The sequence below is a fragment of the Sulfitobacter sp. 1A10359 genome (assembly GCF_043558145.1).
Lineage (GTDB): Bacteria > Pseudomonadota > Alphaproteobacteria > Rhodobacterales > Rhodobacteraceae > Sulfitobacter > Sulfitobacter faviae.
The window spans coordinates 48,747-64,993 of the sequence record NZ_JBIFGB010000006.1 but is presented as its reverse complement, the minus strand read 5'-3'; the positions used below and the strand labels follow the sequence as shown (position 1 = coordinate 64,993).

Here is a 16,247-nt window from a genome sequence, read left to right as displayed (position 1 = left end):
GTCTGGGTCTGAACCTTACTCCGCCGCTTCGGCGTAGTCCTCCAGCGGCGGGCAGGTGCAGATCAGGTTGCGGTCGCCATGCACGTTGTCGACGCGGTTGACCGGCGGCCAGTATTTGTCGACGCGGAAGGCACCGGGCGGGAAGCAGCCCTGCTCACGGCTGTAGGGCCGGTCGCCCCATTCCACCACCAAATCCTCCACCGTGTGCGGCGCGTTCTTGAGCGGGTTGTTGGCGCGGTCCATGCGGCCCTCCTCAATCTCGCGGATCTCCTCGCGGATCGCCAGCATGGCATCGCAGAAACGGTCCAGTTCAGCCTTGGTCTCGGACTCCGTCGGCTCCACCATCAGCGTGCCCGCCACCGGCCAAGACATGGTCGGCGCGTGGAAGCCGCAATCGACGAGGCGCTTGGCAACATCTTCGTTGGTGATGCCCGCCGTTTCCTCATAGGGGCGCACGTCGATGATGCATTCATGCGCCACCCGGCCAGAGGGGCCTTTGTAGAGCACGTCGTAAGCCCCTTCGAGCCGCTTGGCGATGTAGTTGGCGTTGAGGATCGCCGCCCGGGTCGCCTGCGTCAGACCGTCCCCGCCCATCATCAGGCAGTAGGACCAGGAAATCGGCAGCAGCGAGGGCGAACCGTAGGGTGCGGCGGACACAGCGGCGCCTTCCTCGTTCGGGTGGCCCGGCAGATGCGCGATCAGATGCGACTTGACGCCAATGGGTCCCATGCCGGGGCCGCCGCCGCCATGCGGGATGCAGAAGGTCTTGTGTAGGTTCAGGTGGCTGACGTCACCGCCCAGATCGCCGGGGCGGGACAGGCCCACCATGGCGTTCATGTTGGCCCCGTCGATATAGACCTGCCCGCCGTGGTCATGGGTGATCTTGGTCACCTCATGCACGGTCTCCTCGAACACACCATGGGTCGAGGGATAGGTGATCATGCAGCCGGCGAGGTTCTCGCTGTGCTGCTCGGCCTTGGCGCGGAAATCATCGAGGTCGATGTCACCGTTAGAGGCGGTCTTGATCACCACCACCTTCCAGCCGACCATCTGGGCCGAGGCCGGGTTGGTGCCATGCGCACTCATCGGGATGAGGCAGATGTTGCGGTGCCCCTCGCCCTTGGCGCGGTGATAGGCAGCGATGGTCAGAAGACCTGCGTATTCGCCCTGCGCGCCGGAGTTCGGCTGCATGGAAATCGCGTCATAGCCGGTGATTTCGCAGAGTTTGTCCGAGAGATCGTCGATCATCTCGCGGTAGCCAAGCGCCTGATCGGCGGGCACGAAGGGGTGGATGAGCGAGAACTCGCGCCATGTCACCGGCATCATCTCGGCAGCCGAGTTCAGTTTCATGGTGCAGGAGCCGAGCGGAATCATCGCCCGGTCGAGCGCCAGATCACGGTCCGCGAGACGACGCATGTAGCGCATCATCTCGGTCTCGGCCCGGTTCATGTGGAAGATCGGGTGCGTGAGGTAATCGCTTGTCCGCAGCAGACCCTCGGGCAGACGGTACTCGGGCGTGAAGTCGTCATCCGCCTGACGGATGCCGAAGGCGCGCCAGACCGCCTCGATCGTGTCAGGGCGGGTGCGCTCGTCAAACGTGATGCCGACGCGGGTCTCGCCCACGCGGCGCAGGTTAATGCCCTCGTCCACGGCGGATTTCATCACCGCGGCCTGCAGCGGGCCAACCTCGACGGTGATCGTGTCGAAATAGGCATCGGGCTGCACGTCGAAGCCCGCGGCCTCCAGCCCCTTGGCCAGACGCACGGTCTTGCGGTGGATGCGCTGCGCGATGGCTTTCAAGCCTTCCGGCCCGTGGAACACGGCATACATCGAGGCCATGACGGCCAGCAGCGCCTGCGCGGTGCAGACGTTCGACGTGGCCTTCTCACGCCGGATGTGCTGCTCGCGGGTCTGCAAGGAAAGACGGTAGGCGCGGTTGCCATGGGCGTCGATGGAGACACCGACGATCCGGCCGGGCATGGCACGCTTCATGGAATCCTTACAAGCCATATAGGCGGCATGCGGGCCGCCGTAGCCCTCGGGCACGCCGAACCGCTGGGTGCTGCCCACGGCGATGTCGGCGCCCATGGCGCCCGGTTCTTTCAGCAGGGTCAGCGACAGCGGGTCGGCGGTGACGATGCCCACGGCCTTGACCTCGTGCAGCGCCGCCATGTGGTCGGTGAAGTCGCGCACACGGCCATAGGTGCCGGGATACTGGAAGATTGCGCCAAAGACCTTCTCGGCCTCCATCTCCTCGGGTTCGCCGACGATGACCTCGATGCCCAGAGGCTCAGCGCGGGTCTTCATCACCGCGATGTTCTGCGGGTGGCAGTTCACGTCGATGAAGAAACCCTTGGCCTTCGATTTCGAACTGCGCTGCGCCATGGTCATTGCCTCGGCACAGGCCGTGGCCTCGTCGAGCAGCGAGGCATTGGCGATCTCCAGCCCGGTGAGGTCGCTCACCATGGTCTGGAAGTTCAGCAGCGCTTCGAGACGGCCCTGCGAAATCTCGGGCTGATAGGGGGTGTAGGCGGTGTACCACGCCGGGTTCTCGAGGATATTGCGCTGGATCGCCGGGGGCGTGACGGTGCCATGGTAGCCTTGGCCGATCAGGCTGGTGAGCACCTTGTTCTTGCCCGCCACGCGGCGCATGTGCTCAAGCACTTCACGCTCGCTCATCGCCTTGCCGAAATCCAGCGGCTGTTTCGCCCGGATCGCCTTGGGCAGCGTGTCGTCGATCAGCGCATCAAGGCTTTCGGCGCCCACGGTGTCGAGCATCTGCGACATCTCGGAAGGGGACGGGCCAATGTGACGCCGGTTGGCGAAATCATAGGGCAGATAATCGGTGGGCTTGAAGCTCATGTCGGGTTCCTCGTCACGGCGCGGCAGGGCGCCCCCTGTTTGTGGCGCGCCGCCCATGGGGCGACGCAGGTGATCAGCATCGCCGGAGCCCCGGCGCGCGCGGCGGTTTAGCCGATGAATTTCTGATAGGCGGCTTCGTCCATGAAGTCGTCCATCTGGCTGGCGTCAGAGACCTTCATCTTGAAGAACCACGCCTCGCCCTGCGGGTCGTCGTTGACCATGCTGGGGTTGTCGGTCAGCGCGCCGTTCACTTCCGTGATCTCACCGTCGATGGGCACAAGGATGTCCGACGCCGCCTTCACGGATTCGATGACCACGACCTCGTCATCCTTGCTGACGGTGGTGCCTTCGTCGGGCAGTTCCACGAAAACGACATCGCCCAACTGCTCCGCGGCGTGCGTGGTGATGCCCACGACCACTTCGTCACCCTCGACGCGCAGCCATTCATGCTCTTCGGTAAATTTCATAATGGAGTTCCCTGTGTAGATTCAGCGTTTAAAGTTCGCCGCAACGAACGGCATTTTCGTGACAGTCAGTGGCAAGCGCTTGCCGCGCACCTCGCCCCAAAGCGGCGTGTCGACCTTCGCATGCTCGGCGCTGACATATCCCATGGCAACCGGGCCGCCAACCGTCGGACCAAAGCCGCCCGAGGTCACGCGGCCAACCTCATTGCCACCCTCGGCGGCATCATAAATGGCGACCCCCTCGCGCATCGGCGCGCGCCCCTCGGGCAGCAACCCCACGCGCTTGCGCGGCGCGCCGTCGGCCAGTTGTTGCAAGATCACCCCCGCGCCCGGGAAGCCGCCTGCGCGGTCGCCATCCTCGCGCCGCACCTTCTGGATGGCCCAGTTCAGCGCCGCCTCGACCGGCGTGGTGGTGGTGTCGATGTCATGGCCGTAAAGGCAAAGCCCGCCTTCCAGCCTCAGACTGTCCCGCGCCCCAAGGCCGATCGGTTCGACCTCCTCAATCGCCAACAGCTTCTGCGCCAGCGCCACCGCGTCACCATTCGCCACGGAAATCTCGTAGCCATCCTCCCCGGTGTAGCCCGAGCGCGACAGGGTGACGGTGATCCCATCAAGATCGACGTCCCGCGCCACATCCATGAATTTCATATCCGCCACCGAGGGCTGCAACCGCGCCAAGGCAGCCTCGGCCTGCGGCCCCTGCAACGCCAGCAGCGCGCGGTCGTCCAGCACCTCGATCTCGCAACTGTCCGACAGGGCCTCCCGCATCAAGGCGATGTCATCATCCTTGCACCCGGCATTCACCACGACAAACAGATGGTCGCCCAGATTGGCCAACATCAGGTCATCCAGAATACCGCCATTGGGATCGGTAAACATGGCATAGCGCTGGCGCATCTCACCAAGGCCCAGCACATCGACCGGCACAAGCCGCTCCATCGCCAAGGCCGCATCCTCATAGCTGCCAGACTTCGCGCGAACGACGACCTGCCCCATGTGGCCCACATCGAACAACCCGGCGGCGGCACGGGTGTGCAGATGTTCCTTCATCACGCCAAGAGGGTATTGCACGGGCATGGAATAGCCCGCAAAGGGCACCATCTTGGCCCCCAGTTCCACATGCAAATCATGCAATGCCGTCTGCTTGAGATCGCTCATCCGGTTCGCCTTTCCTGTCGCTTCCGGATGACCTTTTGACCATGCCGGCACCTTGGCGCCGCAAATGCTGCGCCTGATGCCCCCTCTGTCCTTCCGCCTGAGATCGTTATCCCTTCGGCGTGCGCATCCGCGCCCCTCTCCAGAGTCTTGGTCACATCACGGTCCTGGGGCCTGAGAGTTTCCGGGGCGGTTGCTCCTTCGGCATCGGTGTTAACCGATTCTCCCGTGACGATTGGGCCTTTCGTATGCTGGGGCATACCTCCGCGTCAAGCATGCTTGTGAGCGGATGCGACACATGTTTTCTTACCGGCAACACGGCAGATGGAAAGCACCCCGCATGACCCCCTATTTCTTTGGCTACGGCAGCCTCGTGAACCGCAACACCCATAGCTACCCCGATGCCCGCACGGCGCAGCTCGACGGTTGGCGCCGCCAATGGGTCCGCACCGAAGGCCGCGATATCGTCTATCTTTCCGTAGTGCAGCACCCCGCCACCCGGATCGACGGGCTGATCGCCGCCGTGCCGGGCGCGGATTGGGCAGCGCTGGACAAACGCGAATACAGCTACGAACGCCACGCCTCAGGCGGCGCGGTGGTGCATGACCTGACCCCCGCCCCCGACATCGCTCATTACGCCATCCCCGCCGACATCGCGGTGACCCACGGCGATCACGTCATCCTGCTCAGCTACCTCGATGTGGTGGTCCAAGGCTTCCTGCGCGAATTCGGCACCGAGGGCGCGGCACGTTTCTTCGACACGACCGACGGTTGGGACACGCCCATCCTCGACGACCGCGCAGCCCCCCTCTACCCGCGCCACCAAACACTGACGGAAGCCGAAACCGCCGTGGTCGACCAGCACATGGATCGCCTGTCAGTGCAGATCAAAGAACGCGCCGAAACAACCTTCGCCGCAAGGAACTTCTAAGGGCCGAAAACACGCCCCCCAAAACTTCCTTCATCCTTTCTCAAATACCCTCGGGGGTCCGGGGGCAGCGCCCCCGGGAGGCTGCCTCAAGCCCCCAAGCCCGCCAATCAGCCGCGCGCCTTCACCACCTGCAACAGCGGCATCACCTGCGCCATCTCCGGCCCATGCTCCTGCCCCGTCAGCGCCAGACGCAAAGGCCGGAACAGCCCGCGCCCCTTGCGGCCCGTGGCTTCCTTGACCGCTGCGGTCCAGTTGGACCAAGTGGTCTCATCGAAGGGCATTTCGGGCAGCAGCAGCATGGCCTGCGCCACGAATTCGCGGTCTTCCTCGGCGATCACCGGCTCCGCCCCGTCGCGGAACATGGCCCACCAGGGGCCGAGGTCTTTCAGGGTCGAGATATTCTCGCGCGTCACGGCCCAGAATTGCGCGGCCTTGTCCTCGGGCACGCCGAGGGCGGTGATGTCGTCTTTCACGGCTTCCAGCGGCAATTGCTGCAAGTAGCGCCCAGTCAGCGGGAAGAGGTCGGCCACGTCGAATTTCGTCGGGGCCGAGCCGAAGCGGTTGATGTCGAAACCGTCGATCAGCTCTGTCATATCCGTGCGCAGTTCCACCGGATCGGAGGACCCGAGCCGCGCCATCAGGCTCAGAAGCGCGAAGGGCTGGACCCCCTGCTCGCGCAGATCGCGCAGCGCCAATGTGCCCAAACGCTTGCTCAACGCCTCGCCCTGCGGGCCGGTCAGCAGCGAGTGATGCGCGAAGGAGGGCACCGCTGCATTGCCAAGCGCCTGCATGATCTGGATTTGCGTGGCGGTGTTGGTCACATGGTCCGAGCCGCGCACCACATGGGTCACGCCCATCTCAGTGTCGTCCACAACGCTCGCCAATGTATAAAGGATCTGCCCGTCGCCGCGGATGAGCACCGGGTCACTGACCGAGGCCGCGTCGATGGAGATATCGCCAAGGATACCGTCATCCCATTCGATCCGCGCGTGATCGAGCTTGAAGCGCCAGACACCATCACCACGTTCGGCCCGCAGGGCGGCTTTCTCTTCGTCCGACAGGTTCAGCGCGGCGCGGTCATAGACCGGCGGCTTGCCCATGTTGAGCTGTTTCTTGCGCTTGAGGTCCAGCTCTGTCGGCGTCTCGAAAGCCTCGTAGAAACGGCCCTTTTCGCGCAGGTCATCGGCGGCGGCGTGGTAGCGATCCAGCCGCTCGGACTGACGCTCGACCCGGTCCCACTCCAGACCCAGCCATTCGAGGTCTTGCTTGATGCCGTCGATATATTCTTCCTTGCTGCGCTCGGGATCGGTGTCATCGATGCGCAGAATGAAAGTGCCGCCCGCCTTGCGCGCGATGAGGTAGTTCATCAGCGCGGTGCGCAGGTTGCCCACATGGATATAGCCAGTGGGGGACGGGGCGAAACGGGTGATTGTGGGGTTGGACATCTGGCGTACTCCTGTTGCGCGCGGGCTTGCCACAGGGCGCGGGCGTTGTCCAGCAAAGGCGGGGCTCAGCCCCCGTCTGCAGCGGTGCCGGTCTGCGCGGGCGTGGCCTCTGACGTATCCGCGTCGGTGCTGTCTTCGGGGGCGGGTGTTTCGGTGGCCGCGTCCTCACCGCCAGCCTCTTCCGAAGCCGCCTCCGCCGCTTCCGAGGCTTCGGCCTCGCCAGCCTCATCACTCAGCGCGCCATTCTCCCATTCGCCCGAGGCTTCCTCGCCGCTGGCATAGCGCATGGTGCCGCTGCCCTGCCGCTTGCCGGCTTTGAAGGTGCCCTCATAGACATCGCCATTGGCATAGGTCGCAACTCCTTGCCCTTCGATCTCGCCCTCGGTCCACTCGCCTTCGTAAACGAAACCGCTGGCCATGGTGATCTTGCCCTGCCCATGACGCTGGCCGTTCCTGAAGGCCCCCTCGTAAACGGTGCCGTCGGGATAGGTCGCCTTGCCCTGCCCGTGACGCTGGCCGTCCTGCCAGCCGCCCTCATAGCGGTAGCCGTCGGCATAGGTCATCACGCCTTGGCCGTGGTTGCGGGCGTCCTTGAACTCGCCCTCATAGACCACGCCGTTGGTATAGGTGGCGACGCCCTCGCCCTCGATCACAGCGGCGACCCATTCGCCTTCATAGGTGGAGCCATCGGGATAGGTGATTTTACCCGTGCCATCGGCCAGATCATTGCGGAAGGTGCCGACATAGACCGACCCGTCGGGATAGGTCACCTGCCCCTCGCCTTCGATCTGCCCCGCAACCCAAGAACCGGTATAGACATAGCCATCGGTGCCGGTGAAGGTGCCCTGCCCATCGCGGCGGTCATCCTTGAAGTCGCCCTCATAGGTGTCACCGTTTTCATAGGTGACCTTGCCCTTGCCCTCACGCCGCCCCGCGACCAGCGTGCCTTCGTAGACATCGCCGTTGGGTTGGGTCAGCGTGCCGGTGCCGTCGATCTGGCCGTCTTTCCATTTGCCCACATAGACCAGCCCGTCGGGCATGGTCAGCGTGCCTTCGCCGCTGCGTTTGCCGGCTTCGATCTCCCCTTCATAGACCGCCCCATCGGGGTAGGTGATCGTGCCCACGCCCTGTTTGACGCCATCGACCCAATCGCCCTTGTATTCATAGCCACCGGGGCTTTGCATCACGCCCTTGCCGTGGTGTTTGGCGTTGCGAAACTCGCCCTCATAGCGCACGCCATTGGCGTAGATCGCCACGCCCTGCCCCATGATCGCGCCCGCTTCCCATTCGCCCTCATAGGTGCCGCCATCGGCAAAGGTGATCTTGCCCAGACCGTCGGGCTTGCCCTTGGCAAAATTGCCCTCATAGACCGATCCATTGGGGAAACGCGCGACACCTTCGCCCTTGATCTCCCCCTCGACCCATTCGCCGGAGTATTCATAGCCATTGGGCAGCTTATAGGTGCCGGTGCCATGCTGAAGACCGCCTTGAAAGGTGCCCTCATAGATGCCGCCGTCGTCATATTCCTTGGTCAGCACCTGCCCGTCCTGCGCCGCAAGCGGCGTGGCCAGAAGGGCGATCAGACAGAGGGGCAGGCTGCGGTGCAACATGGGCGGAAATTCCCGATCTCGTTAAGTGGCATTTGGCCCGAGGTTACGGGTGATAGAGGGCAGAGGCAACGTGTTTGCAAGAGGGGCACGCCGGTTTGGGCGGATCCCGCGCACCCGGTGCTGCGGGTCAGCTCTGCGCACGGGGGTTTCGCCCCCGGTCCGATCTGCTAGACCCACCCCACGCCAGCCAGCCCGGAGCCTTGCCATGCCAGACCGTTTCCGCCTCACCCTCGGGCAGTTGAACCCCACCGCCGGTGATCTGCCCGGAAACGCGGCATTGGCCCGCGACGCATGGCAGGCCGGGCGCGATGCTGGCGCGCAGATGGTCGCCCTGCCCGAACTTTTCCTGACCGGGCATGACGCGCAAGGGCTGTCGCAAAATCCTTCCTCTCAGCGCGAAGTTGTGGCGCAGCTTGAGGCGTTAGCCGCTGACTGCGCCGACGGCCCCGCCTTGGCGCTCGGCGCGCCTTGGGGAGAGGGGGGCAAGCTTCATAACGCCTACCTCATCCTTCAGAACGGAAAGATCGCCCAAAGAGTGCTGCAACACGCCCCAGCCGCCCGCGCGCTTTTCGATCCCGCACCGATCAGCGGCCCCTATGTGGTGGAGGGGCTGCGCATCGGTTCCCCCATTGGCGCCGACGGTTGGGAGGGCGACGTGGCCGAAACGCAGGCCGAGACGGGGGCCGAACTGCTGCTGATCCCCCATGCCACGCCCCATTTGCGCGGCGCGATGGAGCGGCGCCTCAACCACATGGTCGCGCGGGTGATCGAGACGGAACTGCCGGTGATCCACCTCAACATGACCGGCGGCGAGGGTGAGACGGTTTTCGACGGCGCCACATTCGCGCTGAACCCCGGCGGCAAGCTGGCATTGCAGATGCCCGCCTTCGACACAGCGTTTGCCCATGTCGATCTGGAGCGCGGGCCGGAGGGCTGGCGGATCGTGGAAAGCGCCTTGGCGCCGCAGCCGGAGGCGCTGGAACGGGACTACCGCGCCTTGGTCGTGGGGCTGCGGGACTACGCTGCCAAAACCCGCGCTTCCAAGGTGCTGATCGAACAGGCCGAGGGGAACGATACCGCGCTCGCGGCGGCAATCGCGCGGGATGCATTGGGGGCCGAGAATGTCCGCCAAATTGACGTGCCGCTGTCGGACAATCTGCACGCTGCGCTGCGGGATGAACTGGCCGCGCTCGGGGCAGAAGTCAGCGCAGACACGCTCACCCCTCCCCTGCGCGGCCTGATGCTGCGCGCCTTGGCCGATGACGCGGGGGAGATGCTGCTGACGGCACAGAACAAATCCGCCGCCGCCATGGGGACTGTGGCCCTGCCGGGGGAATTTAACGCGGTCAAAGACCTTTACCAAACCGAGGTGCGGGCACTTTGCGACTGGCGCAGCAAGACGGCGCGGGCATGGATGCAGGGACCGGCGCCCAGCCCGGCCTCCGACACAGAAGAGGCCCGCGCAGAGGACGCTATCCTGCGCATCCTGCTGGAGAACGGCGGCAACGCCGATGACTGTGTGGCAGCGGGCCATGCGCCGCAAAGCGCGCAGAGGATTGCAGGGCGCATGGCGGCGGCGAAGGCGCGCAAGGGGCCAACCGTTCCCGGCCCGCGTTTGAAAGCAGAGACGGCCTAGACCGTCTCGCCCGCGTCCAACCGCTGCAACCATCTATCCGCATCGCGCAGAACCGCCGCGCGCCGGTCTGTGTCCATACGGTCCCAAGTGGCATAGATGTTCTTCATCCGCATGTTGCCCTGAAACCGCTCGCGGTGGCGGTCAAGGAAATGCCAGTAGAGCAGGTTGAAGGGGCAGGCCTTCGGCCCCGCCTTGGTGCTGACGCTATAGCTGCACCCTTTGCAGTAATCCGACATGCGGTTGATATAGGCCCCGGAGGAGACATAGGGTTTCGAGGCGACCACACCGCCATCGGCGAATTGGCTCATGCCCACCGTGTTGGGCGCTTCGACCCATTCATAGGCGTCGGCGTAGACCTCCAGATACCACTCATGCACCTGATGCGGGTCGATCCCGGCCAGCAGGGCGAAATTGCCCGTCACCATCAGCCGTTGGATATGGTGGGCATAGGCGTGTTTCTGGGTCTGGCCAATCGCCTGACGCAGGCAATTCATCTGCGTATCCGCACCCCAATAGAAGCCGGGCAAATCCCGCTCGTGGCGCAGCACGTTGCGCTCCACATAGTCCGGCCCTTCGAGGAAATAGATGCCGCGCACATATTCGCGCCAACCGAGGATCTGGCGGATGAACCCTTCGGCGGCGTTGATCGGCACGTCTCTCGCCTGCCACGCTTCCTCGGCGGCGCGGCAGACCTCCAACGGGTCCAGCAGCCCGAGGTTGAGATAGGGTGAGATCAGCGCATGAAAGAGATAGGGCTGCCCCTCCAGCATCGCGTCCTGATAGTCGCCGAAACGCGGCAGGGCGTGGGCGATGAAATGCGCCAGCACCTGCAAGGCTTCCGCGCGCGTCGTGGCAAAGTCAAAGGGGTGCAGATCGCCGAAGTTGTCGCCATAGCGCGCGCCCACAAGGTCCAACACCGCCTCCACCTCGACATCGGGGGCGAAGGTCAGCGGGTCGGGGATATCCAGCCCTTCCTTCGGAGGTTTGCGGTTGTCGTGGTCGAAATTCCACTTTCCGCCTGCGGGGTCGTCGCCCTCCATCAACAACCCCGTCTCGCGGCGCATCTCGCGATAGAAATACTCCATCCTGAGCGCCTTGCGCCCCTCGGCCCAATCCTCAAACCGTTTGCGGCTGGCGATGAAGCGGTCATCCGGCACAAGCCGTGTGGGGATCGGCACGTGGGTCAGCGCGTTGATCAGCCGCCACTCCCCCGGCTCGGTCACGATCACCTCACCCGCGCCCGTCTCTTCCGCACGGCGGAGCAATTCGCCCACGATGGAACCCGCATTCTCGGGATCGTCCAAGGGGGTGTAGCGCAGCGTCCAGCCGTCTTTCTCCAACGCACCCGCGAACTTGCGCATCGCGGCAAAGACCAGCGCGATCTTCTTAGGGTGGTGGCGGACATATTCCGCCTCCTGCGCCACTTCGGCCATGACCACCACATCGCGCGCCTTATCCGCCGCGCGCAGGGACGACAGGTTCAGCGAGAGTTGATCGCCCAAGACCAAGATCAAACGGCTCACCACGGCACCGCCTTTCCGGCCCAGTCAAAGAACCCGCCGCTCTCCTCCGGGGTCAGCCCGTCGATTACCCGCAACAGATTGCCCGCCGCCTCATTTGGTGGGACTGCGGGATGGCGGCCAAGGTATTTTTCGGTAAAGGGCGTCTCGACCGTGCCGGGGTGCAGCGCGACGCAGATGCTCTGCGGATGGGAGCGCGTCAGCTCGATCGCGGCGGTATGCACGATCTGGTTCACCGCCGCCTTGGCGCTGCGATAGCTGATCCACCCGCCCAGACGGTTGTCCCCGATGGAGCCGACCCGCGCCGAAAGCACGGCGAAAACCGCCCGCCTGTCGCGGGGCAAAAGCCTTGCCGCGTGGCGCAGCACCAGCGCCGGGCCGACCGCGTTCAGCGCGAACTGATCCAGCATCGCCTTTTGCGTGACGGCACGCAGCGATTTCTCTGGCGTGGCCCCGTCGATCTCCAAAGCGCCGGTGGCGACGATCACCGCGTCGAAAGGGCCACTCAGCCCCTCCAGCGCGGCATTGACCGATGCCTCATCCGTCAGGTCCAGCCCATCGCCCGTGCGGGACAGGGCCGTCACCGTATCGCCGCGCGCACGCAACGCCGCACTTAGCGCCGCGCCGATCCCGCCGCTGGCCCCAATTACCAGCACCCGTGCGCTCATGCCGCCGCCCATGGTATCGCTTGTCGCTGCATCCTGATCTCCCTTGCTTATAGGCAGATAGGCGGCGCTGACGCAGGGGCAAACAAAAGCCGCAACACCCCCTTTTCATTTGAAAAGACGGGCGTATAACTACTGCCATGACACAGGCCGTCCATATCCCGACCCTGCCGCGCAACTGCGCGGGCCTGCTGCGCGCCAACTTGCTGCACCTAATCCGCCTCTGAGCGTGCCCTTCGGCGCGCCCGCTCAGAGGGATGTGTTGCGCGCCAAGGATACCAGCAAAGAAAGAACCCAGGATGACAGATATGACGAAACAGGACCGTGTGCTGATCTTTGACACCACCTTGCGGGATGGCGAACAATCCCCCGGGGCGACGATGACCCATGCCGAGAAGCTTGAGATCGCCTCGCTCTTGGACGAGATGGGCGTCGACATCATCGAGGCCGGCTTTCCCATCGCCTCAGAGGGCGACTTCAAAGCGGTTTCCGAGATCGCGCGGCAGAGCCAGAATTCCGTGATCTGCGGCCTTGCCCGGGCGCAGTTAGGCGATATCGACCGTTGCTGGGAAGCGGTGAAACACGCAGCCCAGCCGCGCATTCACACCTTCATCGGCACCTCGCCCCTGCACCGCGCCATTCCGAACCTCACCAAGGACGAGATGGCCGACCGCATCAATGAGACGGTGAGCCATGCGCGCAACCTCTGCGACAACGTGCAATGGTCGCCGATGGATGCCACGCGGACCGAGCTTGATTATCTCTACCGGGTTGTGGAGATCGCCATCAAGGCGGGCGCCACGACGATCAACATTCCCGACACCGTGGGCTACACCGCCCCGCGCGAGAGCGCCGATCTGATCGCGAAGCTTCTGGAAAACGTGCCAGGTGCGGACGAGATCGTCTTTGCCACCCATTGCCACAATGATCTGGGCATGGCGACGGCCAACAGCCTCGCTGCCGTCGAGGCTGGCGCGCGGCAGATCGAATGCACCATCAATGGTCTGGGCGAACGCGCGGGCAATACCGCGCTGGAAGAGGTCGTCATGGCGCTGAAAGTGCGCAACGACATCATGCCTTATGAGACCCGCATCGACAGCCGCAAGATCATGAACATCTCGCGCCGGGTCGCCGCCGTCTCGGGCTTTGCCGTGCAGTTCAACAAGGCCATCGTCGGCAAGAACGCCTTTGCGCATGAAAGCGGCATCCATCAGGACGGCATGCTGAAGAACGCCGAGACTTTCGAGATCATGCGCCCCGAGGACGTGGGCCTCACTGAAACCAACATCGTCATGGGCAAGCATTCGGGTCGCGCCGCGTTGCGGTCCAAGCTGGAAGACCTCGGGTTTGAACTGGGCGACAACCAGCTCAAGGATGTCTTTGTGCGGTTCAAGGAATTGGCCGACCGCAAGAAGGAAATCTACGAAGACGACCTCATCGCGCTGATGCGGACCGCGACGGACCCCGAGGAAGACCGCATTCGCCTGAAATCGCTCAAGGTCGTTTGCGGCACCGATGGCCCGCAGACCGCCGACATGGTGCTTGAGATCGACGGTGCGGAGCAGACCACGAACCAAACCGGCGACGGCCCCGTCGATGCGGCGTTCAACTGCATTAAGGCGCTGGTGCCGCATTCCGCGCGTTTGCAGCTTTACCAGGTGCATGCGGTGACCGAGGGCACCGACGCGCAGGCGACGGTTTCCGTGCGGATGGAGGAAGAGGGCCGGATCGTGACCGGCCAGTCGGCGGATACCGATACCGTGGTGGCAAGCGTGCGGGCCTATATCCACGCGCTCAACCGCCTGTTGGTGCGGCGCGAGAAGGGCGGCACGGACAAGCGCGAGATTAATTATAAAGATGTGAGTTGAATTATAGGGCGGGGGTGACCCCGCCTTTTTACGTATACAGTATGGAAGTAGGGCATCGCCTACCCGCGGGGTGGCGAACCGAACCTTAGTTCATACCACTTTCTTGATCTGCCATGGCGCACCCTCAAAATGGCATACCCAGCCTCACTAAATCGCCCCCCGTCCGGGCGGTCAGGCGATGGCCCGGCGCCTGCGGCTTGATCCCGGGCCCGGTGGCAACTTCAATACGGATTCTTCGCCCCGCGATCGTCACTCAGCGACGCCTGCCCCCGCTCTACGATCTTCACCACCGCATCCGCAAGATGCTGGCGCTGGATATGATCATCCCCCGCCGCCACGCGCAGCTTGTGGGCCTCCAGCATCACCTCGGCATGGCTCGACCCGCGCGGTGGGATGAACGTGTAGCAAGCCAGTTCGATCAACAGCCCCAGCGGATCCTTGAAATAGATCGAATGCATGAAGCCGCGGTCCTTCACGCCGGAATGCCCGATGCCCCGCGCATCCAACCGCGCGGGCACCTGATCGAACATCGCGCGGTCCACCTCGAAGGCCAGATGATGCACGCAGCCCGGGTCCATCGGCGTGCGGTTGTGCACCCGCTTGCGGTTCTCATTGGTGAAGATCGTGATCAGCCGACCATCGCCGGGATCGAAATACAAATGCCCCTCGTCCGGATCATCCAGATTGGGCTGGTCAAAGATGAAAGGCATCCCCAACACCCCCTCCCAAAAGTCGATCGAGCTTTGCCGGTCCGCCCCGGTGAGGGTGATGTGATGCACCCCAAGTGTCTGTATCTTCTGCATGGTATCGCCGTCCTCTGCCTGTGCTGCGCCCTAAATATTCCGCTCTATGATAGCGCGGCGGCAATATCGCGCCACCTTTGCGGTCTTGCCCCTTTCACCCTGACCCCGTGCGCCCTATAAGAGCCAATAGCCCGCGCGTGGACCCATGCAGGCGGGCCTGTCCGAATAGTTGCAAGGCTCCGCTACTCTATGTCCATCCTCGATCAATTCCGCGGCCTGTTCTCCTCTGATATGGCGATCGACCTCGGCACCGCGAACACGCTGGTTTACGTCAAGGGCAAGGGCATCGTGCTGAGCGAACCTTCGGTTGTGGCCTATCACGTCAAGGACGGCGTCAAGAAAGTGCTCGCCGTGGGTGAGGATGCGAAACTCATGCTGGGCCGCACCCCGGGCAGCATCGAGGCGATCCGCCCGATGCGCGAAGGGGTCATCGCGGATTTCGACACCGCCGAAGAGATGATCAAGCACTTCATTCGCAAGGTGCACAAGCGCTCGACCTTCTCGAAGCCCAAGATCATCGTCTGCGTCCCCCATGGCGCCACCCCGGTTGAGAAACGCGCGATCCGCCAGTCGGTGCTCTCGGCAGGCGCGCGCCGCGCCGGGCTAATCGCCGAGCCCATCGCCGCGGCCATCGGCGCGGGCATGCCGATCACCGACCCAACCGGCAACATGGTCGTCGACATCGGCGGCGGTACCACCGAAGTGGCTGTGCTGTCGCTGGGCGACATCGTTTATGCCCGCTCGGTCCGCGTCGGCGGTGACCGGATGGACGAGGGCATCATTAGCTACCTGCGCCGCCAGCAGAACTTGTTGATCGGGGAGACCACGGCCGAACGGGTTAAGACCTCCATCGGCACGGCGCGGATGCCCGACGACGGGCGCGGCACCTCGATGCAGATCCGCGGCCGCGACCTGTTGAACGGCGTGCCGAAAGAGATCGAAGTGACCCAAGCCCAGATCGCCGAGGCGCTGGCCGAGCCAGTGCAGCAGATCTGCGAGGCGGTGATGACCGCGCTGGAGACCACCCCGCCCGACCTGGCCGCCGACATCGTTGACCGCGGCGTGATGCTCACGGGCGGCGGCGCGCTTTTGGGCGACCTCGATCTGGCGCTGCGCGAGCAGACGGGCCTCGCGATCTCGGTCGCGGATGAGCCGCTGAACTGTGTGGCCCTCGGCACCGGCAAAGCGCTGGAATACGAGAAACAGCTGCGCCACGCGATCGACTACGACAGTTAACCCTGGCAAGTTAGCCAGACCCGGCACGCGGCGAAGACGCCCCGCCTGACCG

General features: G+C 64.1%; 12 protein-coding genes and 1 riboswitch. Of the genes, 4 read left to right on the top strand and 8 right to left on the bottom strand.

From position 1 onward, the window contains the following. Window positions 1-15 precede the first annotated feature (15 nt). From gcvP to gcvT, 3 genes are all read right to left on the bottom strand, one after another. Window positions 16-2,862 carry an aminomethyl-transferring glycine dehydrogenase gene (gene gcvP, locus ACGYK2_RS13570; RefSeq protein ID WP_271688964.1) on the bottom strand — a complete coding sequence of 949 codons (2,847 nt, stop codon included), beginning with the start codon at window positions 2,860-2,862 and terminating at the stop codon, window positions 16-18. Window positions 2,863-2,969: 107 nt separating this feature from the next. Then, entirely contained in the window at window positions 2,970-3,329 is a 360-nt protein-coding gene (gcvH, locus tag ACGYK2_RS13565; protein ID WP_271688963.1) for a glycine cleavage system protein GcvH, read from the bottom strand. 21 nt (window positions 3,330-3,350) lie between these two features. Continuing rightward, complete coding sequence (gene gcvT, locus ACGYK2_RS13560) at window positions 3,351-4,484, bottom strand: glycine cleavage system aminomethyltransferase GcvT (protein WP_271688962.1); 1,134 nt, start codon at window positions 4,482-4,484, stop codon at window positions 3,351-3,353. 149 nt (window positions 4,485-4,633) lie between these two features. Next, window positions 4,634-4,720, bottom strand: a riboswitch (glycine riboswitch). 101 nt (window positions 4,721-4,821) lie between these two features. On the opposite strand from gcvT, the gene ACGYK2_RS13555 reads away from it, so the two are divergent. Next, window positions 4,822-5,412 (top strand): gamma-glutamylcyclotransferase family protein, encoded by a 591-nt coding sequence (locus tag ACGYK2_RS13555; protein ID WP_271688960.1) that lies wholly within the window; start codon window positions 4,822-4,824, stop codon window positions 5,410-5,412. A 107-nt stretch (window positions 5,413-5,519) separates the two neighbouring features. Here ACGYK2_RS13555 and gltX read toward each other — a convergent pair whose 3' ends face one another. Beyond that, window positions 5,520-6,857, bottom strand: coding sequence for a glutamate--tRNA ligase (gene gltX, locus ACGYK2_RS13550; RefSeq protein WP_271688959.1), 1,338 nt, complete (start codon window positions 6,855-6,857; stop codon window positions 5,520-5,522). Window positions 6,858-6,922: 65 nt separating this feature from the next. Next, a complete protein-coding gene (locus ACGYK2_RS13545) occupies window positions 6,923-8,467 on the bottom strand; it encodes an MORN repeat-containing protein (RefSeq protein ID WP_271688958.1) in 1,545 nt (514 codons plus the stop codon). Window positions 8,468-8,672: 205 nt separating this feature from the next. On the opposite strand from ACGYK2_RS13545, the gene ACGYK2_RS13540 reads away from it, so the two are divergent. Beyond that, complete coding sequence (locus tag ACGYK2_RS13540; protein WP_271688957.1) at window positions 8,673-10,103, top strand: nitrilase-related carbon-nitrogen hydrolase; 1,431 nt, start codon at window positions 8,673-8,675, stop codon at window positions 10,101-10,103. On the opposite strand, the gene ACGYK2_RS13535 is transcribed toward ACGYK2_RS13540, so the two are convergent. Beyond that, a complete protein-coding gene (locus ACGYK2_RS13535; RefSeq protein WP_271688956.1) occupies window positions 10,100-11,629 on the bottom strand; it encodes a cryptochrome/photolyase family protein in 1,530 nt (509 codons plus the stop codon). The genes ACGYK2_RS13540 and ACGYK2_RS13535 overlap by 4 nt on opposite strands. After that, window positions 11,623-12,291 (bottom strand): SDR family NAD(P)-dependent oxidoreductase, encoded by a 669-nt coding sequence (locus tag ACGYK2_RS13530; protein WP_271688955.1) that lies wholly within the window; start codon window positions 12,289-12,291, stop codon window positions 11,623-11,625. The genes ACGYK2_RS13535 and ACGYK2_RS13530 overlap by 7 nt, the downstream gene beginning before the upstream one ends. A gap of 296 nt (window positions 12,292-12,587) precedes the next feature. Between ACGYK2_RS13530 and ACGYK2_RS13525 the strand changes: the two genes are divergently transcribed. After that, complete coding sequence (locus ACGYK2_RS13525; protein ID WP_271688954.1) at window positions 12,588-14,156, top strand: 2-isopropylmalate synthase; 1,569 nt, start codon at window positions 12,588-12,590, stop codon at window positions 14,154-14,156. Window positions 14,157-14,377: 221 nt separating this feature from the next. Here ACGYK2_RS13525 and ACGYK2_RS13520 read toward each other — a convergent pair whose 3' ends face one another. Further along, window positions 14,378-14,959 carry a VOC family protein gene (locus tag ACGYK2_RS13520; protein WP_271688953.1) on the bottom strand — a complete coding sequence of 194 codons (582 nt, stop codon included), beginning with the start codon at window positions 14,957-14,959 and terminating at the stop codon, window positions 14,378-14,380. Window positions 14,960-15,148: 189 nt separating this feature from the next. Between ACGYK2_RS13520 and ACGYK2_RS13515 the strand changes: the two genes are divergently transcribed. Beyond that, window positions 15,149-16,195: a rod shape-determining protein gene (locus ACGYK2_RS13515; RefSeq protein WP_040700660.1), complete on the top strand. Its 1,047-nt coding sequence runs from the start codon at window positions 15,149-15,151 to the stop codon at window positions 16,193-16,195. Window positions 16,196-16,247 lie beyond the last annotated feature (52 nt).

Bases quoted from the DNA above. Each gene is read 5' to 3' on its own strand.
- gcvP (WP_271688964.1), bottom strand. From the start codon at position 2,862: ATGAGCTTCAAGCCCACCGATTATCTGCCCTATGATTTCGCCAACCGG.
- gcvH (WP_271688963.1), bottom strand. From the start codon at position 3,329: ATGAAATTTACCGAAGAGCATGAATGGCTGCGCGTCGAGGGTGACGAA.
- gcvT (WP_271688962.1), bottom strand. From the start codon at position 4,484: ATGAGCGATCTCAAGCAGACGGCATTGCATGATTTGCATGTGGAACTG.
- ACGYK2_RS13555 (WP_271688960.1), top strand. From the start codon at position 4,822: ATGACCCCCTATTTCTTTGGCTACGGCAGCCTCGTGAACCGCAACACC.
- gltX (WP_271688959.1), bottom strand. From the start codon at position 6,857: ATGTCCAACCCCACAATCACCCGTTTCGCCCCGTCCCCCACTGGCTAT.
- ACGYK2_RS13545 (WP_271688958.1), bottom strand. From the start codon at position 8,467: ATGTTGCACCGCAGCCTGCCCCTCTGTCTGATCGCCCTTCTGGCCACG.
- ACGYK2_RS13540 (WP_271688957.1), top strand. From the start codon at position 8,673: ATGCCAGACCGTTTCCGCCTCACCCTCGGGCAGTTGAACCCCACCGCC.
- ACGYK2_RS13530 (WP_271688955.1), bottom strand. From the start codon at position 12,291: ATGAGCGCACGGGTGCTGGTAATTGGGGCCAGCGGCGGGATCGGCGCG.
- ACGYK2_RS13525 (WP_271688954.1), top strand. From the start codon at position 12,588: ATGACAGATATGACGAAACAGGACCGTGTGCTGATCTTTGACACCACC.
- ACGYK2_RS13520 (WP_271688953.1), bottom strand. From the start codon at position 14,959: ATGCAGAAGATACAGACACTTGGGGTGCATCACATCACCCTCACCGGG.
- ACGYK2_RS13515 (WP_040700660.1), top strand. From the start codon at position 15,149: ATGTCCATCCTCGATCAATTCCGCGGCCTGTTCTCCTCTGATATGGCG.